At 69.5% G+C, this 24806-nt stretch carries 17 protein-coding genes; 8 read left to right on the top strand and 9 right to left on the bottom strand.

Annotated features, from left to right (window positions below; all coding sequences use genetic code 11):
• Positions 1-3 precede the first annotated feature (3 nt).
• From BN971_RS08105 to BN971_RS08095, 3 genes are all read left to right on the top strand, one after another.
• A complete protein-coding gene (locus BN971_RS08105; RefSeq protein WP_085178941.1) occupies positions 4-1371 on the top strand; it encodes an FAD-binding oxidoreductase in 1368 nt (455 codons plus the stop codon).
• Positions 1372-1484: 113 nt separating this feature from the next.
• A complete protein-coding gene (locus BN971_RS08100; protein ID WP_085178942.1) occupies positions 1485-2726 on the top strand; it encodes a cytochrome P450 in 1242 nt (413 codons plus the stop codon).
• Positions 2726-3304 (top strand): TetR/AcrR family transcriptional regulator, encoded by a 579-nt coding sequence (locus BN971_RS08095; protein WP_085178943.1) that lies wholly within the window; start codon positions 2726-2728, stop codon positions 3302-3304. Before BN971_RS08100 ends, BN971_RS08095 begins: the two co-directional genes overlap by 1 nt.
• 77 nt (positions 3305-3381) lie before the next feature.
• Here the strand turns inward: BN971_RS08095 and BN971_RS08090 are convergent, their stop codons facing one another.
• The 3 genes from BN971_RS08090 to BN971_RS08080 all read right to left on the bottom strand — a co-directional run bounded on the left by BN971_RS08090 (position 3382) and on the right by BN971_RS08080 (position 7394).
• The gene (locus BN971_RS08090; protein ID WP_085178944.1) at positions 3382-4446 is read right to left on the bottom strand and encodes a class I SAM-dependent methyltransferase; all 1065 of its coding nucleotides are present in this window, start codon (positions 4444-4446) and stop codon (positions 3382-3384) included.
• 123 nt (positions 4447-4569) lie between these two features.
• Entirely contained in the window at positions 4570-5715 is a 1146-nt protein-coding gene (locus BN971_RS08085; protein ID WP_085178945.1) for an acyltransferase family protein, read from the bottom strand.
• Entirely contained in the window at positions 5712-7394 is a 1683-nt protein-coding gene (locus BN971_RS08080; RefSeq protein ID WP_085178946.1) for a DEAD/DEAH box helicase, read from the bottom strand. The genes BN971_RS08085 and BN971_RS08080 overlap by 4 nt, the downstream gene beginning before the upstream one ends.
• 93 nt (positions 7395-7487) lie before the next feature.
• On the opposite strand from BN971_RS08080, the gene BN971_RS08075 reads away from it, so the two are divergent.
• The gene (locus BN971_RS08075; protein WP_085178947.1) at positions 7488-8075 is read left to right on the top strand and encodes an LppP/LprE family lipoprotein; all 588 of its coding nucleotides are present in this window, start codon (positions 7488-7490) and stop codon (positions 8073-8075) included.
• A gap of 25 nt (positions 8076-8100) precedes the next feature.
• Here BN971_RS08075 and BN971_RS08070 read toward each other — a convergent pair whose 3' ends face one another.
• Entirely contained in the window at positions 8101-8472 is a 372-nt protein-coding gene (locus BN971_RS08070) for a hypothetical protein (RefSeq protein WP_085178948.1), read from the bottom strand.
• A gap of 123 nt (positions 8473-8595) precedes the next feature.
• On the opposite strand from BN971_RS08070, the gene BN971_RS08065 reads away from it, so the two are divergent.
• On the top strand, positions 8596-12030 hold the full coding sequence (locus BN971_RS08065) for a TM0106 family RecB-like putative nuclease (RefSeq protein ID WP_085178949.1): 3435 nt from the start codon (positions 8596-8598) through the stop codon (positions 12028-12030).
• Here BN971_RS08065 and BN971_RS08060 read toward each other — a convergent pair.
• Positions 12003-13907, bottom strand: coding sequence for an MFS transporter (locus tag BN971_RS08060; RefSeq protein WP_090349909.1), 1905 nt, complete (start codon positions 13905-13907; stop codon positions 12003-12005). The genes BN971_RS08065 and BN971_RS08060 overlap by 28 nt on opposite strands.
• 230 nt (positions 13908-14137) lie before the next feature.
• Between BN971_RS08060 and BN971_RS08055 the strand changes: the two genes are divergently transcribed.
• Both BN971_RS08055 and BN971_RS08050 read left to right on the top strand, forming a co-directional pair.
• Complete coding sequence (locus tag BN971_RS08055) at positions 14138-14902, top strand: hypothetical protein (protein ID WP_085178951.1); 765 nt, start codon at positions 14138-14140, stop codon at positions 14900-14902.
• 208 nt (positions 14903-15110) lie between these two features.
• Positions 15111-18767 (top strand): multifunctional oxoglutarate decarboxylase/oxoglutarate dehydrogenase thiamine pyrophosphate-binding subunit/dihydrolipoyllysine-residue succinyltransferase subunit, encoded by a 3657-nt coding sequence (locus BN971_RS08050; RefSeq protein ID WP_245836458.1) that lies wholly within the window; start codon positions 15111-15113, stop codon positions 18765-18767.
• A 156-nt stretch (positions 18768-18923) separates the two neighbouring features.
• Here the strand turns inward: BN971_RS08050 and BN971_RS08045 are convergent, their stop codons facing one another.
• Together BN971_RS08045 and BN971_RS08040 are read right to left on the bottom strand one after the other, a co-directional pair.
• Positions 18924-20144: a class I SAM-dependent methyltransferase gene (locus BN971_RS08045; protein WP_085178953.1), complete on the bottom strand. Its 1221-nt coding sequence runs from the start codon at positions 20142-20144 to the stop codon at positions 18924-18926.
• 167 nt (positions 20145-20311) lie between these two features.
• A complete protein-coding gene (locus tag BN971_RS08040) occupies positions 20312-21541 on the bottom strand; it encodes a class I SAM-dependent methyltransferase (RefSeq protein ID WP_085178954.1) in 1230 nt (409 codons plus the stop codon).
• A 189-nt stretch (positions 21542-21730) separates the two neighbouring features.
• Here BN971_RS08040 and BN971_RS08035 point away from each other — a divergent pair, with 189 nt between their 5' ends.
• On the top strand, positions 21731-22561 hold the full coding sequence (locus BN971_RS08035) for an SDR family NAD(P)-dependent oxidoreductase (RefSeq protein ID WP_085178955.1): 831 nt from the start codon (positions 21731-21733) through the stop codon (positions 22559-22561).
• Positions 22562-22678: 117 nt separating this feature from the next.
• Here BN971_RS08035 and BN971_RS08030 read toward each other — a convergent pair whose 3' ends face one another.
• Both BN971_RS08030 and BN971_RS08025 read right to left on the bottom strand, forming a co-directional pair.
• Entirely contained in the window at positions 22679-23524 is an 846-nt protein-coding gene (locus BN971_RS08030) for a glycine betaine ABC transporter substrate-binding protein (protein WP_085178956.1), read from the bottom strand.
• Positions 23521-24738: an NAD(P)-dependent malic enzyme gene (locus tag BN971_RS08025; protein WP_085178957.1), complete on the bottom strand. Its 1218-nt coding sequence runs from the start codon at positions 24736-24738 to the stop codon at positions 23521-23523. Before BN971_RS08025 ends, BN971_RS08030 begins: the two co-directional genes overlap by 4 nt.
• Positions 24739-24806 lie beyond the last annotated feature (68 nt).

Genomic DNA, 24806 nt, shown 5'->3' with positions numbered 1-24806 from the left:
GCCGTGAACCCCGACGCCCTGGCGGAGCTGATCGCCGCCCTGCCCGACGGGATGGTGGTCACCGATCCGACGGTGACCGAGGGCTACCGGCAGGACCGCGCCTTCGACCCGTCGGCGGGCAAACCGCTGGCCGTGGTGCGGCCCCGGCGCACCGAGGAGGTGCAGGCCGTACTGCGCTGGGCGTCGGCCCACCGGGTGCCGGTGGTGCCCCGGGGCGCCGGCAGCGGCCTGTCGGGCGGAGCGACGGCGCTGGACAACGGCATCGTGCTGTCGACCGAGAAGATGCGCGACATCGCCGTCGACCCCGTCACCCGGGTCGCCGTGTGCCAGCCCGGCCTGTTCAACGCCGAGGTGAAGCAGGCCGCCGCCGCCCATGGGTTGTGGTATCCGCCGGACCCGTCGTCGTACGAGATCTGCAGCATCGGCGGCAACATCGCCACCAACGCCGGCGGGTTGTGCTGCGTGAAGTACGGCGTGACCACCGACTACGTGCTGGGCCTGCAGGTGGTGCTGGCCGACGGCACCGCCGTGCGGCTGGGCGGCCCGCGGCTGAAGGACGTCGCGGGGCTGTCGCTGACGAAACTGTTCGTGGGCAGCGAGGGCACGCTCGGGGTCATCACCGAGGTGACGCTGCGGCTGGTGCCCGCGCAGCACACGTCGAGCATCGTGGTGGCGTCTTTCGCGTCGGTGGGGGCGGCGGTCGACGCCGTGCTCGGCGTCACCGCGCGGCTGCGGCCGTCGATGCTGGAGTTCATGGACGCGGTGGCGATCAACGCCGTCGAGGACACGCTGCGGATGGACCTGGACCGGTCGGCGGCCGCGATGCTGGTGGCCGGGTCCGACGAGCGCGGTCCCGGCGGCCCGCAGGACGCGGCGGTGATGGCTTCGGTGTTCGCCGAAAACGGTGCGGTGGAGGTGTTTTCGACCGACGACCCGGACGAGGGCGAGGCGTTCGTCGCCGCCCGGCGGTTCTGCATCCCGGCGGTCGAGGCCAAGGGTTCGCTGCTGCTGGAGGACGTCGGGGTGCCGTTGCCGGCGCTGGGCGAGTTGGTGACCGGGATCGAGCGCATCGGGCTGGAGCGGGAGCTGGTGATCTCGGTGATCGCGCACGCCGGCGACGGCAACACCCACCCGCTGATCGTCTACGACCCCGCCGACGCCGTCATGACCGAGCGCGCCCACCTGGCCTTCGGCGAGATCATGGACCTGGCCGTCGGGCTCGGGGGCACGATCACCGGCGAGCACGGCGTCGGCCGGCTGAAGCGCCCGTGGCTTACGGGATACCTCGGCCCCGAGGTGATGGACCTGAACCGGCGCATCAAGACGGCGCTGGACCCGCTGGGGATTTTGAACCCGGGGTCGGGGATCTGAGTTGTTGCTCGAGTGCCCGGCTCGCCGGGCGTTCGGTGGCCCGCGCCCGGCTGGCGGGGCCCTCGTCGGCCAGGATGGTTGACACGACGCGCGGTGTGTCGTAAACATGAGACATGTCTGTTGATGTGTCTCATGGCGCGGCGGCGCGGTTCGAGCTCGCCACCGCGGACACCTGGGCGAACCCGTGGCCGATGTACGGGGCGCTGCGCGACCACGACCCCGTGCACCACGTCGTCCCCGACGGCAGGCCCGACCAGGACTACTACGTGTTGTCCCGGCACGCCGACGTGTGGTCGGCGGCGCGCGACCACGAAACCTTCTCCTCCGCGCAGGGGCTGACCGTCACCTACGGCGACCTGGAAATGATTGGCCTGCAAGATAATCCGCCCTTCGTCATGCAGGACCCGCCAGTGCACACCGAGTTTCGCAAACTGGTGTCGCGGGGGTTCACACCGCGGCAGGTCGAGGCCGTGGAGCCCAAGGTGCGCGAGTTCGTGGTGGAGCGCATCGAGCAGCTGCGCGCCGACGGCGGCGGCGACATCGTCACCGAACTGTTCAAGCCGCTGCCGTCGATGGTGGTGGCGCACTACCTGGGCGTGCCGGAGGAGGACCGGGCGCAGTTCGACTGGTGGACCGACGTGATCGTGGCGGCCAACACGGCCGACGGCGGCGTGGCGGGCGCGCTGGAGACCGTCGGGGACGCGGTCGGGTCGATGATGGCCTACTTCACCGCGCTGATCGAGCGGCGACGGGTGGAGCCGCAGGACGACACGATCTCGCACCTGGTGGCCGCCGGCGTGGGCGCCGACGGCGACATCGCCGGAACTCTGAGCGTGCTGGCGTTCACGTTCACGATGGTGACCGGCGGCAACGACACCACCACCGGAATGCTAGGCGGCTCGATGCCTTTGCTGCACGAGCGGCCCGACCAGCGCCGCCAGCTGGTCTCCGATCCCGGCCTGATCCCCGACGCCGTCGACGAGTTGCTGCGGCTCACCTCGCCGGTGCAGGGACTGGCGCGCACGACCACCCGCGACGTCACCGTCCATGGAACCACCATCCCGGCCGGCCGAAAGGTGTTGCTGCTGTACGGGTCGGCCAACCGTGACGAACGCCAGTACGGCGACGACGCCGGCGAACTCGACGTGACCCGCTGCCCGCGCAACATCATGACGTTCAGCCACGGCGCACACCACTGCCTGGGCGCGGCCGCGGCCCGGATGCAGTCGCGCGTGGCGCTGACCGAATTGCTCTCGCGGTGCCCTGATTTCGAGGTCGACGAGGCGGGGATCGTCTGGTCGGGTGGCAGCTACGTGCGCCGGCCGCTGTCGGTGCCGATCCGGGTGAAGTCCTGATGCCGGCGGACTGGCTGGGGGCGCACCGCGTCGAGGCGGCCGCCGACCGGATACTCGATGCGGCCGAGCGGCTGTGGACCGAGCGGGACCATTCCGCGGTGGGGATGAACGAAATCGCCAGGGCGGCGGGCTGTTCGCGCGCGACGCTGTACCGGTATTTCGAGAGCCGCGACGCGCTGCGCGCCGCATACGTGCACCGCGAGACCTACCGGCTGAGCCGGGCCGTCGCCGACCGGATCGACGGCATCGAAGACCCGGGCGAGCGGCTGGTGGCCGCCGTGAGCTCCACGCTGGCGATGGTTCGCGCGAGCCCGGCCCTGGCGTCGTGGTTCACCACCACGCGGCCGCCGATCGGCGGCGAGCTGGCCGGTCAGTCGGAGGTGATCACCGCCCTGGCCGCGGCCTTCCTGAATTCGCTTGGGCCCGAAGAGCCTACGGTGGTGGACCGGCGCGCGCGGTGGGTGGTGCGGGTACTCACGTCGCTGCTGATGTTCCCCGGGCGGGACGAGGCCGACGAGCGCGCGATGCTCGAGGAGTTCGTCGTGCCCCTGGTGACGTCGGCTCCGGCGCGGCGCTAGTTCGTCACACCGGTCCCCGCCGGAGGGGACACGCACGTTGTGCCCGCCTCAGAGCGACGATTTCCGCGGGGAGCCGGCTACCCTTGCGCGCGGCCGTCCCACCCCGGTTTTTCGTAAACGAGCCAACGCATCTCGACCGGCGAGGCCTCGCGGTCGACGTCGAAGATGTCCAGTCCGCTGACCCACTCGGCGTACCAATGGGTGGGCGGCCAGGCGCCCGCGGGCAGGTAGGTGCTCTCGAACTCGTAGACGGAATCGTCGGCGATGAGGTTGAGCGGCAGCAGGGCCGTCGCGTTCGTCACCTCATACGAGGTGAAGATCGTGCTGTAGACCTGTTGCCCGAGTTCGCGGGCGGCCTCGTCCGGGGTGTAGCCCTGCCGGGCCAGGAACGCATTGAAGACCAGGCGCCCGCCGGGAGCCAGGCAACGGGCCGCGAGCTCGAACATGCTGCGCAACTGCCGCGTGGTGCGGAAGTCGGACACCACCTCCGAGAGCACGATCAGCTGGTAGTCCCACCGCAGATCGTCGGTGGCCGAGAAGACGTCGCGCTCGATGACGCGGACGTCCAGCCCTTCGCGTTCGGCCTCGGCGCGGATCGTCTCGGCGAAATGCGGCGTCATCTCGACCGCGTCCACCGGATGACCGCGCCGCGCCAGCGCCAGGGCGTTGCGGCCCGTCCCCGCGCCGATGTCGAGCACCCGACACGCCCTGGGATCGGAGGCTTCCCAGGCCAGCGCCCACACCCGCGCGTCCGGCTCGATGCCGAACAGGGGCGGCTGGCGGGTGCCGGCCCACGTGCCGTAGGACTCGGCGAGGGTTTGCCATTCGGCCCTGACGTTGTAGTTCAGCACCATCCCGACCGGGCAGTCATAGGAGATGACGATGTTCGACCGGGGGGACGCGGCATAGGCGTCGGTCAGCTCCCCTTCGAGCACCTTGCGCAGATGAGCCAGTTCGGCCGCGTTGAACTTGATGCCCAGCCCGGCAAAGATGTTCTGGCACATGCTGACGTACTCGTCGATCATGGCCGGAACTGCCGGCAATGTCAGCTGGCCGGAGGCCACCGAACGGCGATGCAGCCGCCGGGCCATCGCTTCGCGAAGCTGCGCCGGACTGGACGATCTCAGGGGCGGATTGTCCATCAGGCCTCCCACACAACGCAATTCGCGTTACGCCGACGAGTGCGGAGCACTAACAGACCGTTCCGGGCACGCATGGAGATTAGCAAACCTGCGCCGCGCGGTGTGTTATTTGCGCCGCTGGCTTCAGTCCCGCACCCGGGTGAAGCGGTGCAGGAGCCAGGCGAGCGGGATCGTCAGCACCAGGGTCGCGACGAACAGGTAGAGCATCGAGCCGGTGTAGACGTGCGCCCGCACGACGTAGACCATCGCGAATTCCATGGTGATCAGATGGATGAGGAAGATCTCGTAGGAGATCTCGCCGAGCCACACCATCGGCCGGGTGGCCAGCAGTTGGTAGTACCAACCGTGATCGCCGAGGGCGAGCGGCGCCACCGCCAAGGTGGCGATCACGGCGTAGAAGCACGTCTTGTAGAGGGCCTCGCTCAGCGATGCCGGCGAGGTGGTGGGCGCCCCCGCGATGGGCGTGGACACGATGAAGTAACAGATGACCGCCAGCGGGATCGCCACGAATGCGTAGGCGCGCACGCCCATCCCCTGCAACACGGCCAGCATCATGCCGCCGAGAAACCACGCCAGATAGGTGGGCAGCCACAACCGGGCGCCGTCGGGGAACCAGTGATCGGCGTGCACCAGCACCAGCCAGGCCGGGCTGATCAGCGTCAGCCCCGCCAGGGCGGCCAGCATCAACCTCGGCTGCCAGCGGCGCCGGCAGATCAGCACCAGCAGCAGGTAGGCCAGTAGGGGCAGCGCCACGTAGAACGCCGCCTCCACGGCCAGGCTCCACATCTGGGTCAAGCCCTGGTGCAGGTACTTGCCCAGGTAGCCGTTGCAGTAGATCTGGGTCAGCGTGAGGTTGCGGACCAGCCCGAGCCAGGTGTGCCCGGGGTTGGGTCCCGCTTGGCGGAAGTGGTACAACACGTAGGCGAACAGCACCGTGATGACGTAGGCCGGCATGATGCGCCGAAACCGGTGCCGGGCATAGCGACTCAGCGACGGCGGCGGTCCGCCGGTGGCGGCCGACTTCACCCACGGCCGAAACAGCAGGAAGCCCGACAGCACGAAGAAGATCGGGACGCCGATCTCCAGCCGCGCGCCGACCAGCCCCCAGTAGCCGTGCGTGTACTTGCCGGTCGTGTAGGCGGCGTGGGTGCCGACGACCAGCAGCGCGGCCACGGCGCGGATGCCGGTCAGCGCGGCGACGCGGTCCACGTGGGCGGTCTGCTCGAGTCCGCCCTGGGCGTCTTCCTCTTGATCTTCGGACAGCGTCATCCGGTGTGACTTCTGCGCGGCTTGGTCTTGTTCGGTGACCGGTCCGGCCGAAGGTCGATCAGCACTCCCGAAATACGGGTCTGCTCAAGTTTTTTCAGGGTCGCCCTGGGCAGCTTGGCCGGCAGCTCCACCAGCGAGAAGTCGGGGCCGATGGCGATGTGGCCGAAGTCGCTGCGGTGCAGGCCGCCCTCGTTGGCGATGGCGCCGACGATCGCGCCGGGCCCGATCCGGTGCCGCTTGCCGACGGAGATCCGGTAGGTGGTGAACGGTCTTGTCTGCCTGGGCTTTTCGTGGCCTTTTTCGGGGCGCTCCCGGCGCTCGCGTCGCTCGGGCGGCGGCTCGGGGGCCATCAGGAACGCCTCGCCGTCACGGGCCTGCACGGCAAGCGCCGCGGCGATGTCGGCCATCGGGACGTCGTGCTCGCGTTCGTAGTCCTGCACCAGTTTGCGAAACAGGTCGATCCCCGGGCTGCCGAGCGCATCGGTGATGGAATCGGCGAACTTGGTGATGCGCTGGGCGTTGACGTCCTCGACGGTGGGCAACTGGGTCTCGGTGAGCGTCTGCCGCGTCGCCTTCTCGATGGCCTTGAGCAGGTGGCGCTCGCGCGGGGAGACGAACAGCAGCGCGGTGCCGCTGCGCCCGGCCCGTCCGGTGCGCCCGATGCGGTGCACGTAGGACTCGGTGTCGTGCGGGATGTCGTAGTTGAGGACGTGCGAGATGCGTTCGACATCAAGGCCTCTGGCCGCCACGTCGGTGGCGACCAGGATGTCGACGTTGCCATTCTTCAGCGCCGCGATGGTGCGCTCTCTTTGCGCCTGGGGGATGTCGCCGTTGATGGCGGCCGCGGAAAAGCCCCGGGCCCGCAGCTTTTCGGCGACCTCCTCGGTGGCCTGCTTGGTGCGCACGAAGACGATCATCGCCTCGAACGGCTCGACCTCGAGGACTCGGGTCAGGGCGTCCATCTTGCGCGGCCCGGCGACCTGGATGTAGCGCTGCGAGATGTTCTCGGCCGTAGCGGTTTTCGCCTTCGAGGTGACCTCGAACGGGTCGTGCAGGTACTTCGTGGTGAGCTTGCGGATCGCCGCCGGCATGGTCGCCGAAAACAGCGCGACCTGTTTGTATTCCGGCGTTTCGGACAGGATGCGTTCGACGTCCTCGGCGAAACCCATGGTCAGCATTTCGTCGGCCTCGTCGAGCACCAGGTAGTCGACGTGGGACAGGTCCAGCGTGCCGCGCTCGAGGTGATCGATCACGCGGCCGGGGGTGCCGACGACGATGTGGGCGCCGCGTTTGAGACCGACCAGCTGCACGGTATAGGACGACCCGCCGTAGATCGGCAGCACGTGGATCTTGGGCAGGTGCGTCCCGTAGCGGCTGAACGCCTCGGCCACCTGCAGGGCCAGCTCGCGGGTCGGCGCCAGCACCAGGGCCTGGGTGGCTTTGCTGGTGACGTCGATCTTGGACAGGATCGGGATCGCGAACGCGGCGGTCTTGCCGGTGCCGGTCTGCGCCAGGCCGACGACGTCGGAGCCGGCCATCAGCGGCGGGATCGTCGCCGCCTGGATCGCCGTCGGCGTCTCGTAGCCGACATCGTCGAGCGCCCGCAGGACCGCAGGGTGAATCTGCAGGTCGGCGAACGTCGTAGAGGCAGCTTCGGACGGGCTGTCGGGGGAGGTCATCGCACTCTGGAGTGTAGTGGCGCAGGCACCCGACCGCGGCACGCGGCCGGGCCTGCCGCGGCTCGGACCCGGAGGACGGTACGGTGCGTCGGTGTGGGAGTGCGAGCTAGTCATACGCTGAGGGGCCTGGCCGGTGTCGTGTCGCTCGCCGCGGTGTTGACCGCCTGCGGTGCGGGGGATTCCACCGTCGCCAAGACGCCGAAGGCGACGACGACCACCGAAACCGCCTCCATCACCGCCCCCGCCACACCGAGCCCGACGTCCGGCGCGGCGGCGGCCGGTCCCAGCACCGCGCCGCCCGACCCGTGCGCGGTCAACCTCGCCTCGCCGACGATCGCCAAGGTGATCTCCGAACTGCCCCGCGACCCGCGCAGCCAGCAGCCGTGGAACCCCGAACCGCTGGCCGGCAACTACAACGAGTGCGCCCAGCTGTCGGCGGTGATCGTCAAGGCCAACACCAACGCGGTCAACCCCGGCACCCGCGCAGTACTGTTCCACCTCGGCCAGTACATCCCGCAGGGCGTGCCGGACACCTACGGATTCAACGGCATCGACGCCTCACAGACCACCGGCGACACCGTGGCGCTGACCTACCCCGGCGGCATCGGCACCAGCAGCGTGGTGAAGCTCCGCTGGAACGGCAGCGGGGTCGAATTGATCGGCAACACGCCCGGGCACTGAGGCAACGAGAAGGCTCCCTCGTCACTCAGCGGCTGCCTTCACCGCTCACCTCCAACGGCAGTGAGATCGCGCCCGATCCGCCCGTCACCACGATCACCCAACGGCCGTCAACCGGCAGACACACCTCGATGTCGAAGAACGCGAATCCGATCTCGCCGCCCGCGGCGGCGTGGGGCAGCTGGTACTCGACCTGCAGCGGCTCGTCATTCGTCGGCGGTCTGATCTCCACCTCCACCCGCTGGACCGGACCGTCGGTCTCGGCCTGGGTCAGGACCACCAGCACAAACTTCGCGAACCGATCGGGACCGACCACGTAGCCGGACAACACCCCGCCCGCCACGTTGAGTTTGTTGTTCACGACCGAGGCAGCCTCGGCCAGGAACGCCCCAGTGATCACGCCGCCGAAGCTACCCCCTCACCGGTCGGCGGCTACTCGAAGGGCGTCGGGATTGGGCACCGGTCGTCAGCACAGCCGACGGGGTTGTCCCTTCTGTCGGACCCGGCACCTACAGTGACTGCTGTGTTCGTGACCGGTGGCAACATCGTCTACAGCGCGTCGGACCTTGCCGCCGCAGCACGCTGCGAGTACGGGTTGTTGCGCGACTTCGACGCCAAGCTCGGGTGGGGTCCCGCCGTCGCGGTCGAGGACGAATTGTTCTCCCGCACCATCGCTCTCGGCAACGAGCACGAACGACGCGAGCTGCAGCGGCTCCGGGACGAACTCGGCGATGCCGTCGCGGTCATCGGTCGCCCGGCCTACACGCTCGCCGGGCTCACCGCTGCCGCCGACGCCACCTCGCGGGCCGTCGGCGCCCGGGCGCCGGTGGTGTATCAGGCCGCCATGTTCGACGGGCGCTTCGTCGGGTTCGCCGACTTTCTCATCCTCGACGGCGAGCGGTATCGGGTCACCGACACCAAGCTCGCACGCTCGCCCAAGGTCACCGCGCTGCTGCAGCTGGCCGCCTACGCCGACGCGCTGGCCGCCTCGGGAGTCCCGGTCGCACCGGAGGCGGAGCTGCAGCTCGGCGACGGCACCGTCGTGCGGTACCGCGTCGACGACCTGGTCCCGGTCTATCGCACCCAGCGTGCCCGGCTGCAGCGGCTCCTCGACGAGCACCACGCCGGCGGAAGCCCGGTGCGCTGGGACGACGACCGGGTGAGCGCGTGCTTTCGCTGCGAGTTGTGCACCGAACAGCTGCGGGCCTCAGACGACCTGCTGCTCGTCGCCGGCATGCGCGTGAGCCAGCGCGCCAAGCTGCTCGACGGCGGGATCGCCACGGTGGCCGAACTCGCCGACCGCACCGAACCGGTGCCCGGTCTGGCCGCCAACGCGTTCGGGAAGCTGAGCGCCCAGGCCAAACTGCAAGTGCGGCAACGCGCCACCGAACGGCCGCAATTCGAGGTCGTCGACGCCCAGCCACTGACGCTGCTGCCCGAGCCCGACCCGGGCGACCTGTTCTTCGACTTCGAGGGCGACCCGCTGTGGACCACCGACGGCCACGACTGGGGGCTTGAGTACCTGTTCGGCGTGCTGGACGCCGCGGGCGGCTTCCGCCCGCTGTGGGCCCATAGCCGGGTGGACGAACGCAAGGCCCTCGCCGACTTCCTGGCGATGGTGGCCAAGCGCCGCCGGCGCCGGCCCAACATGCACATCTACCACTACGCGCCCTACGAGAAGACGGCGTTGCTGCGGCTCGCCGGCCGCTACGGCGTCGGCGAGGACGAGGTCGACGAGCTGTTGCGCAGTGGGACGCTGGTCGACCTGTATCCGTTGGTGCGCAAGAGCATTCGTGTCGGCGCCGAATCCTTCAGCCTCAAGGCGCTGGAGCCGCTGTACATGGGCGCGCAGTTGCGCGCCGGGGAGGTCACCACCGCGGCCGCGTCGATCACCTCCTACGCCCGCTATTGCGAGCTGCGGGACGGCGGTCGCCCCGAGGAGGCCGAATCCGTGCTCAAGGAGATCGAGGACTACAACCACTACGACTGCCGGTCGACGCGCGAGCTGCGCAACTGGCTGCTGGTCCGCGCCTGGGAATCCGGCGTCACTCCCATTGGTGCGCAACCGGTTTCGCAGGGCAACACCGTCGAGGACCGCGACCACCTCGCGGCCACGTTGTCCCGCTACACCGGCGACCCGGCCGTCGCAGAGCGCACGCCCGACCAGACCGCGGTGGCGCTGCTGTCCGCCGCGCGCGGCTACCACCGCCGCGAGGACAAGCCGTTCTGGTGGGCGCATTTCGACCGGCTGAACTTCCCACTCGACGAGTGGGCGGACGACGCCGACGTGTTCATCAGCGACAGTGCGTCGGTCAGCGTCGAGTGGCACACCCCGCCGCGCGCCCGCAAGCCACAGCGGCGCGTGCTGCTGCACGGCGCCCTGGCGGGCGGTGACCTGATGAGGGAGGTGTTCGCGCTCTACGATCCACCGGCCCCGGTCGGGATGACCGACAGTCCCGACCGCCGCGCCGCCGGGCGCGCCGAAGTGATCGAGGCCGACGACCCGGAACTGCCCACCGAGGTGGTCATTCTCGAGCGGACTGCGCACGGCACCAACACTTTTGACCAGTTGCCCTTCGCGCTTACCCCGGGCCCGCCGATCAAGACGACGGCGCTGCGGGAGTCCATCGAGTCGACCGCCACGGAGGTGGCCGCCGCGTTGCCGCGACTGCCGCGGACCGCCGCGCTCGACGTACTGTTGCGCCGCGCGCCCCGCACCCGCAGCGGTGATCCGCTGCCCCGCGGCGCCGACACCGCTGAGATTGCAGCCGACCTCACCGCCGCCGCGCTGGATCTCGACTCGTCCTACCTCGCCGTGCACGGGCCGCCGGGCACGGGCAAGACGCACACGGCCGCCCGGGTGATCAACCGGCTGGTCGCCGAGCACAATTGGCGCATCGGGGTTGTCGCGCAGTCGCACGCCACCGTGGAGAATCTGCTGGGCTGCGTGATCGAAGCGGGGATGGATCCGCAACGGGTCGCCAAGAAGCCCTGCGACGACGCCGCGCGGCCCTGGCAGCAGATCAAGGACAGCCAATACGCCGCATTCATCGCGGACACTCCGGGTTGCGTGATCGGCGGCACCGCATGGGATTTCGCCAACGCCAACCGGGTCGTGCCCGGCAGCCTGGATCTGCTGGTGATCGACGAGGCGGGGCAATTCTGCCTGGCCAACACCATTGCCGTGGCCCCGGCAGCTGCCAACCTGATGCTGCTCGGCGACCCCCAGCAGCTGCCGCAGGTCAGCCAGGGCACCCATCCCGAGCCCGTCGACACCTCGGCGCTGGACTGGCTGGTGGACTCCCAGCGCACGCTGCCGGCCGAACGCGGGTACTTCCTGGATCGCTCTTACCGGATGCACCCGGCGGTCTGCGCCGCGGTGTCCGCCCTGGCCTACGAGGGCAGGCTGCATCCCGACGAGCGTGCGGCCGCGCGGCGCCTCGCCGGATGCCGGCCCGGCGTCCGGGTTCTTTCCGTCGCGCACCAAGGCAATTCGACCGAGAGTCCGGAGGAGGCCGACGCGATCGCGAACGAGATCGGGCGGCTGCTCGGCGCCGAGTGGACCGACGAGCACGGCACCCGGCCGTTGAGCGCCTCCGACGTGCTGGTGCTGGCGCCCTACAACGCTCAGGTCACGCTGGTGCGTCACCGGCTGAACGCCGCTGGGCTCGGCGGCGTCCGGGTGGGGACCGTCGACAAGTTCCAGGGCGCGCAGGCGCCGGTGGTGTTCGTGTCGATGACGGCGTCTTCGGTCGACGACGTGCCGCGGGGCATATCGTTCCTGCTCAACAGGAATCGCCTCAACGTCGCGATCAGCAGGGCGCAATACGCGGCGGTGATCGTGCGGTCGCGACTGCTGACGGAGTACCTGCCCGCCACGCCGGCGGGGCTGGTCGACCTGGGCGCCTTCCTGGCGCTGACGGAGCGGCCCTACCCGCCGGTGGAGTGCCTTCCGTAGCCGGTGGCGCCCTCGTCGGGATCGGCCCGGTGATGCTGCCCCCGCGGGGCCTGGCCCTGGTGCGGACGGGCGGACCCGTTGGGGCGGCGCCGGTCCGCCTCGACGATCGGACGCAGGCGCCGACCGTGGTCCACCCGGGAGCCGTTGTGGGCGAGCCCTACCGGGCGCGCCTGCGGCACCGGCGGGCGTGCGGACCGCGCGGGGGGCGCCGCGGTGCCGGGTGCGGTCTCACCCGCGCGCTCGGGCACAGCGCCGCGCGCGACGACAGGCCCAGCGTCGGGTTCGCGCAGCAGGATGAGTTCGACGTAGTCGTCGTCGTCGACGTAGTCCTCGTCGCCGGCGTCGGGCGCCGCACCCATGGCGGCGGGCCGGAACCCGAGGAGGAAGAGCGCGGCGACGATGCCGAGCAGCCCGACGAAGGCGGGCAGCAGCACCGACTGCGCCATCGCCGCCGAAAACGGCTCGCGAAGGAACTCGGGTAAATGCAGCGCAACGCCGTCGTCGTGGCCCGACGGCCGCGGCGGCATCTCGGCGCCGATCCGGTACGTCATGAACGCGGCCATGCCCGCGCTGCCCAGCACCGCGCCCAGCTGCCGCACCGAGTTGTACACCGCCGACCCCGCGCCGGCCAGGTGCGGCGGCAGGTTACGGGTCGCGGTGGCGGTCAGCGGCGACCACACGAACGCCATCCCCACCCCGACCGCGGCAAACAACAGCACCAACCGCCAGACCGGCGTCGTCGGGGACATCTCGAAGGACAGCCACGTCAGGGCGATCGCCAGGACCGAGAAGCCGAACCCCAGCACCGGCCGCGGGTGGTACCGGTCCACCATCCGGCCCACGAACGGCGCGAACACGCCGTTGCACACGGCCATCGGCGCGATCAGCAGGGCCGAGCGGGTCGGCGACAACCCGCACACCTCCTGGGCGTAGAACGTCACGGGCAGAATCATCGCGGTGGCCGCGAACGACACGATGGCCACGCCGACGTTGCACAGGCCGAAGTCGCGGTCCCGAAAGATCTCCAGCGGAATCAGCGGCTCGTCGGCGTTGACCGACTGCCAGTAGACGAACGCCGTCATGCACCCGATGCCGGCCACGATCAGGGCCCAGATCCACGGTTGCCAGTGCGCGGCCTGGCCCTGCTGCAGCCCGAACACGACGAGAAACATCCCCACCGCCGACAGCGCGACCCCGATCAGGTCGAAGCGGTGCGACTGGGTGGGCAGCGCCGGGACCAGCCACACCGCCAGGACCAGCCCGGCGATGCCGACCGGGACGTTGACGAAGAAGATCCAGGCCCAGCCCAGCCCGTCGACCAGCGCGCCGCCGGCGAGCGGGCCCACCAGGCTGGCCACCCCCGCGGTGGCGCCCCACAGGCTCACCGCGACGCCGCGCCGCGCCGCCGGGAAGATGCGGGTGATCGTGGACAGGGTCTGTGGGGTCAGCACCCCGGCGCCGACGCCCTGGACGACCCGGGCCGCGATCAGCATCGCGGCGCTGCCCGACAGCCCACACCACACCGAGGCCAGGGTGAACACCACCAGGCCGATCAGGTACAGATTCTTGGTGCCGTACCGGTCACCGAGGCGTCCGGCGACCAGCAGGACGACGGCGTATCCCAGCAGGTAGGCGCTGGTCACCCACACGACGGTGTCGTAGCCGATACGCAGATCGGTCATGATCGTCGGATTGGCGATGGCGACGATCGTCGAGTCGACCATGATCATGAAGAAGCCGATCATCATCGCCCACAGCGCGTTCCAGGGGTTCTGCGATCCCGAGCGCAGGGCCGAGTCGAAGCGCTGCAGGACGGCGGGGCGACCCGGCGCCGCCCCCCGGCTCCCCCCACCCGGCGGGGGCGTCACCGCAGGCATGAGCCCCGGCCATCAGCCCTGTTCATGCACCCACCTCGTTCCCCCTCACACCGCCGTGGCCGCCGGCCCGATCCCGCCGCGCCGGCCCCACACACCCCCGGAACGACGAGAACCCGCCCCGGGTCGTCGTCGACTCCAAGCCTGCATTATCCCGCGCCCGGGAATCGACTGCGCGGCGGAGGATGCAATGCGGGTTAGCCTGGTAGGAAGCCGTTCGCAGGAGGGGCAGTATGCGGGGCCGACGCAGCCGAAAGTCGAATACGTCCACCGAGCAGGACCCGGCCACCCAGGGCGGGCGGCCCAAGGCGTCCGCGCGGGCGTTGGCCCAGGTCATCGAGCGCAGTTACCGGATCCAGGGACCGGCGGCCGAGGCGTACGTCGCGAGGCTGCGGGACGCGGGCCGGGGCGCCGGCCCGGCCGAGGTGGTCGCCAAGCTCGAGCGCCGGTATGTGGCGATGGTGACGGTCAGCGGCATGGCGGTGGGGGCGGCGGCGACCATTCCTGGCGTCGGGACGTTGAGCGCGCTGTCCGCGGCCGCCGCCGAGACCGTCGCGTTCCTCGAGGCCACCGCCTTCTACGTGCTGGCGCTGGCGGTGGTGTACGGGATCCCCGCCGATCACCGGGAACGTCGGCGCGCGCTGGTGCTCTCGGTGCTCGTCGGTGACAACAGCAAGCGCGCGGTCGCCGACCTGATCGGGCCGGGCCGCACCAACGGCGCCTGGGTCGCCGAGGGGATGTCCGCGCTGCCGCTGTCGTCGATGTCGCTGCTCAATTCGCGGCTGCTCAAAACCTGGGTGAAGCGCTACACGGTGCGGCGCGGCGCGCTGATGTTCGGCAAGATGCTGCCGGTCGGCATCGGCGTCGTGGTCGGCGCCGTCGGCAACTATCTCGCCGGCAGGAGGATCGCGCGCAACGCCCGCCACGCGTTCGGCGCCCCGCCGGCGCGCTGGCCCCGCCCCCTGCATCTGGTGCCGCCGATCCAGGAAGCGGGCTGACACTCAACCTGGCGAATCGGCCGCGAAACGCTAGCCTTTATAGGGCGGAAAACGTTGATTACCGCCGCGGATGTGACGTACCCCATAGCTCGGGGTTGAGGAAGTTGCAGGCGCCACGGGATGTGCTTGCAGGACATAGGGATTGAGGCGAACAGCGGCCGTGAGCAAAATTTCCCCATTCGGGCAAAACGAATGGCTGGTCGAGGAGATGTACCGCAAGTTCCGCGACGACCCCTCTTCGGTCGACCCGAGCTGGCACGAGTTCCTCGTCGACTACAACCCCGAGCCCGCCACCGAGTCGCCCCCGGGCGGTGTCGGCCAGTCTCGCCCACCTGCACAACCCGCCGCGACGCCCCGGCCCGTCCCCGCCGACAAGCCCGCCGCGGGCAACGGAGCGGCGGCCGCGCCGGCCCAGGCCCAACAGGCCCCGACCCAAGCCCCGGCACCCGCCAAAGCCCCCACTCCCCCACCCGCCGAGGGTGACGAGCTCCAAACGCTGCGCGGCGCCGCCGCGGCCGTCGTCAAGAACATGTCCGCGTCGCTGGACGTGCCCACGGCGACCAGCGTCCGCGCCATCCCGGCCAAGCTGCTGATCGACAACCGGATCGTCATCAACAACCAGCTCAAGCGCACCCGCGGCGGCAAGATCTCCTTCACCCACCTGCTGGGCTACGCGCTGGTGCAGGCGATCAAGCAGTTCCCGAACCTCAACCGCCACTACGCCGACGTCGACGGCAAGCCGACCGCCGTCACCCCGGCGCACACCAATCTCGGCCTGGCGATCGACCTGCAGGGCAAGGACGGCAAGCGTTCCCTGGTGGTCGCCGGGATCAAGCGCTGCGAGACCATGCGCTTCGCGCAGTTCGTCACGGCCTACGAGGACATCGTGCGCCGCGCCCGCGACGGCAAGCTCACCGCCGAAGACTTTGCCGGCGTGACGATTTCGCTGACCAACCCCGGCACCATCGGCACCGTGCACTCGGTGCCGCGGCTGATGGCCGGCCAGGGTGCCATCATCGGTGTCGGCGCCATGGAATACCCCGCGGAGTTCCAGGGCGCCAGCGAGGAGCGCATCGCCGAACTCGGCATCGGCAAGCTGATCACCCTGACGTCGACCTACGACCACCGCATCATCCAGGGCGCCGAATCCGGCGACTTCCTGCGCGCCATCCACGAGATGCTGCTCTCGGACGACTTCTGGGACGAGATCTTCCGCGAGCTCTCCATCCCGTACGTCCCGGTGCGCTGGAGCACCGACAACCCGGACTCGATCGTCGACAAGAACGCCCGGGTGATGGAGTTGATCGCGGCCTATCGCAACCGCGGCCACCTGATGGCCGACATCGACCCGCTGCGCCTGGACAACAGCCGGTTCCGCAGCCATCCCGATCTGGAGATCCTCAACCACGGACTGACGCTGTGGGACCTCGACCGGGTGTTCAAGGTGGGCGGCTTCGCCGGGTGTGAGTACAAGAAGTTGCGCGACGTGCTGGGCCTGCTGCGCGACGCCTACTGCCGCCACGTCGGGATCGAGTACACCCACATCCTCGAGCCCGAGCAGCAAGAGTGGCTGCAGCAGCGCGTGGAGACCAAGCACGTCAAACCGAGCGTCGCCGAGCAGAAGTACATCCTGAGCCGGCTCAACGCCGCCGAGGCCTTCGAGACCTTCCTGCAGACCAAATACGTTGGGCAGAAGCGATTTTCGCTGGAGGGCGCAGAGAGCGTGATCCCGATGATGGACGCGGCCATCGACCAGTGCGCCGAGCACAGCCTCGAGGAGGTGGTGATCGGGATGCCGCACCGCGGCCGGCTCAACGTGCTGGCCAACATCGTCGGCAAGCCGTACAAGCAGATCTTCAGCGAGTTCGAGGGCAACCTCAACCCGTCGCAGGCGCACGGCTCCGGCGACGTCAAGTACCACCTCGGCGCCACCGGCGTGTACCTGCAGATGTTCGGCGACAACGACATCAAGGTGTCGCTGACCGCCAACCCCTCGCACCTGGAGGCCGTGGACCCGGTGCTGGAGGGCCTGGTGCGGGCCAAGCAGGACCTGCTGGCCGATGATGGCGAAGCGCAGGAGGCGTTTTCCGTCGTGCCGATGATGATGCACGGCGACGCCGCATTCGCCGGGCAGGGAATCGTCGCCGAGACGCTGAACCTGGCGAACCTGCCCGGCTACCGGGTGGGCGGCACGATCCACCTCATCGTCAACAACCAGATCGGCTTCACCACGGCGCCGGAGTTCTCGCGCTCCAGCGAGTACTGCACCGACGTGGCCAAGATGGTCGGGGCGCCGATCTTCCACGTCAACGGCGACGACCCGGAGGCCTGCGTCTGGGTCGCCAAGCTGGCCGTCGACTTCCGCCAGCAGTTCCACAAGGACGTCATCATCGACATGCTGTGCTACCGGCGGCGCGGCCACAACGAGGGCGACGACCCGTCGATGACCAACCCCGCCATGTACGACGTCGTCGACGTCAAGCGCGGGGCCCGCAAGAGCTACACCGAGGCGCTGATCGGCCGCGGCGACATCTCGATCAAGGAGGCCGAGGACGCGCTGCGCGATTATCAGGGCCAGCTGGAGCGGGTGTTCAACGAGGTCCGCGAGCTGGAGAAGCAGAACGCGCTGCCCAGCGAGTCGGTCGAGGCGGACCAGATGATCCCCGCGGGCCTGGCCACCGGGGTGGACAAGGCGCTGCTGGCCCGGATCGGCGACGCGTTCCTGGCGCTGCCCGACGGGTTCACCGCGCACCCGCGGGTGCTGCCGGTGCTGGAGAAGCGCCGTGAGATGGCCTACGAGGGCAAGGTCGACTGGGCCTTCGGCGAGCTGCTGGCGCTGGGCTCGCTGGTGGCCGAGGGCAAGCTGGTGCGGCTGTCCGGGCAGGACACGCGCCGCGGCACCTTCTCCCAGCGGCACTCGGTGATCATCGACCGCAACACCGGCGCGGAGTTCACCCCGCTGCAGTTGCTGGCGACCAACCCCGACGGCACCCCGACGGGTGGCAAGTTCCTGGTGTACGACTCGCCGCTGTCGGAGTACGCCGCGGTCGGCTTCGAGTACGGCTACACCGTCGGCAACCCGGACGCGCTGGTGCTGTGGGAGGCGCAGTTCGGCGATTTCGTCAACGGCGCGCAGTCGATCATCGACGAGTTCATCAGTTCCGGCGAGGCCAAGTGGGGCCAGCTGTCCTCGGTGGTGCTGCTGCTGCCGCACGGCCACGAGGGCCAGGGGCCCGACCACACCTCCGCGCGCGTCGAACGCTTCCTGCAGCTGTGGGCCGAGGGTTCGATGACGATCGCGATGCCCTCCACCCCGTCCAACTACTTCCACCTGTTGCGCCGGCACGCCCTCGACGGGGTGCAGCGCCCGCTGATCGTGTTCACGCCGAAGTCGATGCTGCGCAACAAGGCGGCGGTGAGCGACGTCCGGGACTTCACCGAGATCAAGTTCCGCTCGGTGCTGGAGGAGCCCACCTACGAGGATGGCATCGGCGACCGCGGCAAGGTCAACCGAATCCTGTTGACCAGTGGGAAGATCTACTACGAGCTGGCGGCGCGCAAGGCCAAGGACAACCGCGACGACGTCGCGATCGTGCGGATCGAGCAGCTCGCCCCGCTGCCCAAGCGCCGGCTGAACGAGACGCTGGACCGCTACCCCAACGCCACGCAGTTCTTCTGGGTGCAGGAGGAGCCGGCCAACCAGGGCGCCTGGCCGCGCTTCGGGCTCGAGCTGCCGGAGTTGTTGCCCGACAAGCTGACCGGGATCAAGCGCATCTCCCGGCGGGCGATGTCGGCGCCGTCGTCGGGCTCGTCGAAGGTGCACGCCGTCGAGCAGCAGGAGATCCTCGACACGGCGTTCGCCTAGCCCTCACATTTCCGAACGTCGACTTGCCGCCGCGCACAGGCGGGTTGTCGCGAGCCCGAATTCACCCCCACCGCGAGGAGATCGAGCCGCCACCGGCCTTGCACCGGTAGTGCCCGCCGTCGTGGCCGGACGGCCTATCTCGAACCCGCCCGCGGGTCAGAGTTTTTCCAGGTTCATCGCCATGAAATCGAGGCGCCACAACGATTCGAAGAGCCTGCGGCCGAAGTTCTCGACATCGCCTGGATTGGCTCGCCGCGAGTCCCCGGCCTGCGACGCTCGCTCGGCGATCTCGCGGATCGTGCGCCGGCCGTCGACACTCTGCACGAACGGCAGCTGAGCCGAGTTGAGGACCATGCTCCAGTCCGGACGGAAGAGCTCGTTGCCGTTCAGGCCGCAACGCATCCGCATCATCGGGATGTAGTTCACGGAGTCCTCGGACGAAAAATCAATGGCGTAGGACTTTTTCGGCCGTTCGGGGCGGCACGCCATGAAGAAGTGGCAGCCGTTGAGGGTCTGGATGCGTTCCATCACCGACCAGATCTGGCGCTCGGGCAGCTCGTTGACGGCCCGGTAGAACTCGTTCAGCGGGGTGAACAGGTCGTGCGCGTAATACGGCGCCTTCAACAGCCAACCCTGAAAATCGAGCCCGGCCGAACTGACCAGTTCCAGGCAGTCCTCGACGGTGTAGCTGCGCTGCCGGCCGTGCAGGAACGTGTCCACCAGGGCCGCGTCGGACGTCTGCAGATCCCGCGCTATCCGGATGTAGCTTTGCACCGGATGATCTTGCGAAAGAACGGCAATGGCTTCCTTGACCACCTGAACCGACGTGTCGTCCTGACCTAATCGCAAGTCACGGAAGACCGATTCCAGAATTTCGACGCCGATCCGGCCGTACTTGGCGTACAGCATGACGGCCAGCACGCCGTCCTCCCGGAGGCGCCCGGCGAGCGCCTCCATGCCCTTCTGCGGGTCGGCCAGGTGGTGCAGGACGCCGGTCGACACGATCAGGTCGAACTCCAGGCCCAGGGTCGCCACTTCTTCGATCGGCAGCAGGTGCAACTCCAGGTTCCACAGCCCGTGCTTGTCCTTGAGATACTGCTGGTGATCCAGCGACGGCCGGCTGATGTCGATCGCCACCACTCGGGCGGCCGGGTTGTTGAACGCGAATATGGCGGCCTGGTTGGTGCCGCAGCCCGCGATCAGCACGTCGGCGTCGGGCTTGTATTCCCGATCAGGCCACAGGATTCGGTGGGCGTGTACCGGGTCGAACCATTCCCAGTTGCCGGCGACCCAGCCCTCGAGGTCATGGATCGGGTGGGGGTACCGCCACCGCTCGTACTGCCGGGTGACAACGTCGGCGCGCGGGTCATCGTTCATGTCAGCGTTCGCTCCTTAGCTGTCAGCGACGATCGACGATCGGATCACTGACCGGCCGAGACTAACCCAGATCCCCCCCTCTTGGACGACCGATTATCAAACACGACGCTCAGGCCCCGCAAGGATTCTCTGGGCGGCGGCCTCTGCGGGCAGCGCCGCGGTGGCCTCTACGGACCGGACGCCGCACCCAGGCCGATGGCCAGGAAGTCCAGGCGCCACAGCCACTGAAACAGCCTGACGGCGAACCGCTCGAAGTCCGCCCCGGTGGCTCGCGGGGACCCGCCACCGGCCGCCACGCACGCGGCGATCTCGCGGATCGTGAGGCGACCGTCGACGTGCCGCACATGGGGCAGCTGGGCGGCGTTGAGGGTTTGCCGGCCGCCGGGCTTGACGATGTCGCTGCCCACGAGTCCGCACCGCAGCCGCATCATCGGAACGTAGTCGAGTGCGCCGTCGGACGAAAAGTCAATCGTGTAGCTGTCTTTCGGCCGCTCGGGCCGGCACGCCATGAAGAAGTGGCACGCGCCGAAGATGTGCAGGCGTTCCATCACCGCCCAGAGCTGACGCAACGGCAGCTCGTGGACGGCGTCGTAGGCCGCGGTGCCGGGCGCGAACCAGTCGTGCGGGTAATAGGGCGCGTTGACGAGCCAGCCCTGAAACACCAGACCGGCGCGGGTGACCAGGTCGATACATCCGTCCACGTCATAACTGCGGTCGCGGCCGTGCAGGAAGGTGTCGACGACGGCGCCGTCGTACTGCAATTCGAACCCTTCCATCTTCAGATAGCTCTGGATCGGGTGGTCTGCGGGCAGCGACGCCATCGCCGCTTTGACGATCCGGACGGATTGCTCGTCCTGACGCAGACCCATCTCCCGGAAGACGGCCTGCAGCATCTCGACGCCGACCCGGCCGTACTTCGCATACAGGGTCAGACCGATCGCACCGTCCGGCCGCAGGCATTCGCCCAGGGCCGTCATGCCCGCCGCCGGCTCCGCCATGTGGTGCAACACCCCGGTGGACACGATGAGGTCGAAGGCGAGCCCGAGCGACGGCAGTTCCTCGATCGGCAGCAGGTGCAACTCCAGGTTCCACAGGCCATGCTTGTCTTTGAGGTATCGCTGGTGGTCCAGCGACGGCTGGCTGATGTCGACCCCGACCACCTTCGCGCCCGGATTGCGGTGGGCGAAGACGGCCGCCTGGTTGGTGCCGCACCCGGCGATCAGGATGTCGAGGTCGGGCTTGTAGTCGCGATCCGGCCACAGGCTCCGATGGAATCGGGACGGGTCGAACCAGTGCCAAACGCCCTCGGGCAACGCGTCGAGGTCCTGGATCGGCTGCGGGTACCTCCACCGTTCGTACTGGCGGGAGACCACGTCCGCGCGCGGATCGTCGTTCATTCAGCGCTGGCTCCTGACGGTTCACGGACCGCCGTGGCGTCCCGTTTCGCCCCTGCAGGGCAGGATAGGCACGCGTGGCCGTCCGCGGGCCGGGATCGCGCAATTGCGCCGCCCCGACCACCGGGTGCTCGAACCGGTACCCCGGGTACCGGCTAACCTCGACGCAGGGCAAGCGACGAAGGAGTGTGCATGAGGGGCTTCGCCGGGAAGGTGGCCGTGGTCACCGGCGCGGGTTCGGGGATCGGGCAAGCGCTGGCTGTCGAGCTGGCCCGCGCGGGCGCCAAGGTGGCGATCAGCGACGTCGACACCGAGGGGCTGGCGCAGACCGAGGAGCGGCTCAAGGCGATCGGCGCGCAGGTCAAGGCCGACCGGCTCGACGTGACCGAGCGCGAGGCCTTCCTGGCCTACGCCGACGCCGTCGCCGAGCACTTCGGCAAGGTCAACCAGATCTACAACAACGCCGGCGTCGCATTCAGCGGTGACGTCGAGGTCAGCCAGTTCAAGGACATCGAGCGAGTGATGGACGTCGACTTCTGGGGCGTGGTGAACGGCACCAAGGCGTTCCTGCCGCACGTCATCGCCTCCGGCGACGGCCACATCGTCAACATCTCGAGCGTGTTCGGGCTGTTCTCGGTGCCGGGCCAGTCGGCGTATAACTCGGCCAAGTTCGCCGTCCGCGGCTTCACCGAGGCGCTGCGCCAGGAGATGGTCCTGGCCGGTCACCCGGTGGGGGTGACCGCGGTGCACCCCGGCGGCATCAAGACCGCGATCGCGCGCAACGCCGGCGCCGCCGAGGGCCTCGACCGCGACGAGCTGGCCAAGGTGTTCGACAAGCGCGCGGCGCGGACCACCCCCGAGCGGGCCGCGCAGATCATCCTCGACGGGGTGCGCAAGAACAAGGCCCGGGTGTTGGTCGGAACGGACGCCGTCATCCTCGACGCCCTGGTGCGGCTGACGGGCGCGGGCTACCAGCGGCTGTTCGGCCCGGCCCTACGCCGGTTGCTGGCCCCCAAGTACTGACGGCCGCGCGCGCACGCCGCACCGAGACTGCGCTCGGGGCGCCGCGTCGCGCCCGGAACACGCGCTGTGTGCGGGCTCGACGCCGTGAGCGCAGTCTCGACGCCGAAACCCGCGTCCTCAGCGCCCCAGCGGGTGCTCGGCGAGCCACGCCCCCGCCACCGCCTGCGGGTCGGCGCCGCCGGCCACCTGGCGGCGCATGTCGGCCAGGGCCGCGGTGTCCAGCACGCCGGCCACCTCGTTGATCGCCAGCAACTGTCTATCGGCCAGCGCGTTGCGGCGATACAGAGGCACCAGGTTCTCGGCCATGATCAGCGCGGGCGTGCCGTCGGCCAGCGCGGTGAGATCGGTGGGGATGGCGGGGTCGGCGGTGGTCGCCCAGGCGAGCGTCAGTTGACCGGCCCGCAGCGCGGCGAAAAGCGTGTCAGCCGAAGGGAATTCACGCGCAGCCGGCAGCCGGCACGTGCCGACCGCCGGCGGCGGTGCGAACCCCGCCGCGGCCCCGGCCACCAGCCCGTCGCAATGCTTGGGCAGTTCGCTGAGGTCCTGGCCGCCCCAGGCCGCCGCGGTGGATCCGGTCACCAGCGCCACCGGTTTGTCCTCGGCGGCGGTGGTGTAGTCGCCCGCCGCCACGCCCTCGGGCAGCGCCGCGATCATCGCGCGGTACACCTGGGTGTCCGACATCGCCGGCGCGCCGGGCTGCAGGCGCTGCAGGGTTTGCCCGGTGAACGCCGGGACGACGGTGAACGCGCCGGCGTCCAGCTTGGACATCGGGTCGGCCGCCGACTCGGCCCGCGCCCCGAAGCCGTACGACCGCAGCGCGGCAACGTAGATCCCGGCCAGCAGCCGCGACTGGGCGTCCGGCGTGGAACCGACCGCCAGCTCCGGACGGCCGCCGTCGCCGCCCGCGCAGCCGGCGAGCGTGGTCACGGCGGCGAGCAGCGCGGCTAACCTGCCGACCCTCACCCCGCGTTGTCGGGGATTTCCGGGGCCACGGGAAGTTCTGCGGCCAACGCCACCGCGCGGGCGACCGCTTCGCCAACACGCAGGTCCAGGGGGCTGGGCACGATCCGATCGTAGGCGAGGTCGTCGCTGACGACGGAGAAGATCGCCTCGGCCGCGGCGACCATCATCTTCTCGGTGATCCGGCGCGCCCCGGCGTCCAGCGCACCGCGGAACACACCGGGGAAAGCCAGCACGTTGTTGATCTGGTTCGGGAAGTCGCTGCGGCCGGTCGCCACCACAGCCGCGTACCGGGCGGCGACGTGGGGGTGGATCTCGGGGTCGGGGTTGGAGAGCGCGAACACGATGCCGTCGGGCGCCATCGCGGTGAGCATCTCCTCGGGCACCACGCCCCCCGAGACCCCCAGGAACACATCGGCCCCGTCGAGCGCCTGCGCCAGAGCGCCGGTGCGGCCGTCAGGATTCGTGCGCCGCGCCAGGTCCCGCTTGACGTCGTTCATGTCGTCGCGGCCGGTGTGCAGGATGCCGCGCGAGTCCAGCACGGTGATGTCCGAAACGCCCATCGCCATAAGGAGTTCGGTGCAGGCGACGCCCGCGGCGCCGGCGCCCGAGACGGCCACCCGCAACGAGGACATGTCCCGGCCGAGCAGCTTGGTGGCGCCCATCAGCGCGGCCAGCACCACGATCGCCGTGCCGTGCTGATCGTCGTGCATCACGGGGCAGTCCAGCGCCTCGATCAGCCGTCGTTCGATATCGAAGCAGCGCGGCGCGGAGATGTCCTCGAGGTTGACGGCGCCGAACGTCGGCCGCAGCCGCACCAGGGTCTCGACGATCTCGTCGGGGTCCTTGGTGTCCAGCACGATCGGGATCGCGTTCAGGCCGCCGAACGACCGGAACAGGCCGCACTTGCCCTCCATGACCGGCAGCGAGGCCGCCGGTCCGATGTCGCCGAGGCCCAGGACTGCGCTGCCGTCGCTGACGACGGCCACCAGCCGGCCGGCCCAGGTGTAGCTGGCGGCGCACGCGCGGTCGGCGGCGATCGCCCGGCTGACCTGCGCCACGCCGGGGGTGTAGGCGATTGACAGGGCGCGCTGGGTGTCCAGCGGCGTGGTCGGTGCCATGGCGAGCTTGCCGCCGACGTGTGCCTCGAAAATCTCGGCGTCGGTGATCAGGCCCTGCTCCGCGCGAGTCTGTATCGATTCAAGCGATTCGGACACGCGCCCTAGGGTACTGACTACTCATTAGTAGGCCTAATTGCGTCGGGCCCCCTGCGCGACACGTGCAC

It is taken from the genome of Mycobacterium bohemicum DSM 44277, from assembly GCF_001053185.1.
Classification (GTDB): domain Bacteria; phylum Actinomycetota; class Actinomycetes; order Mycobacteriales; family Mycobacteriaceae; genus Mycobacterium; species Mycobacterium bohemicum.
The sequence above is the reverse complement of the archived record's forward strand: the minus strand, read 5'-3'. Positions and strand labels throughout refer to the sequence as shown.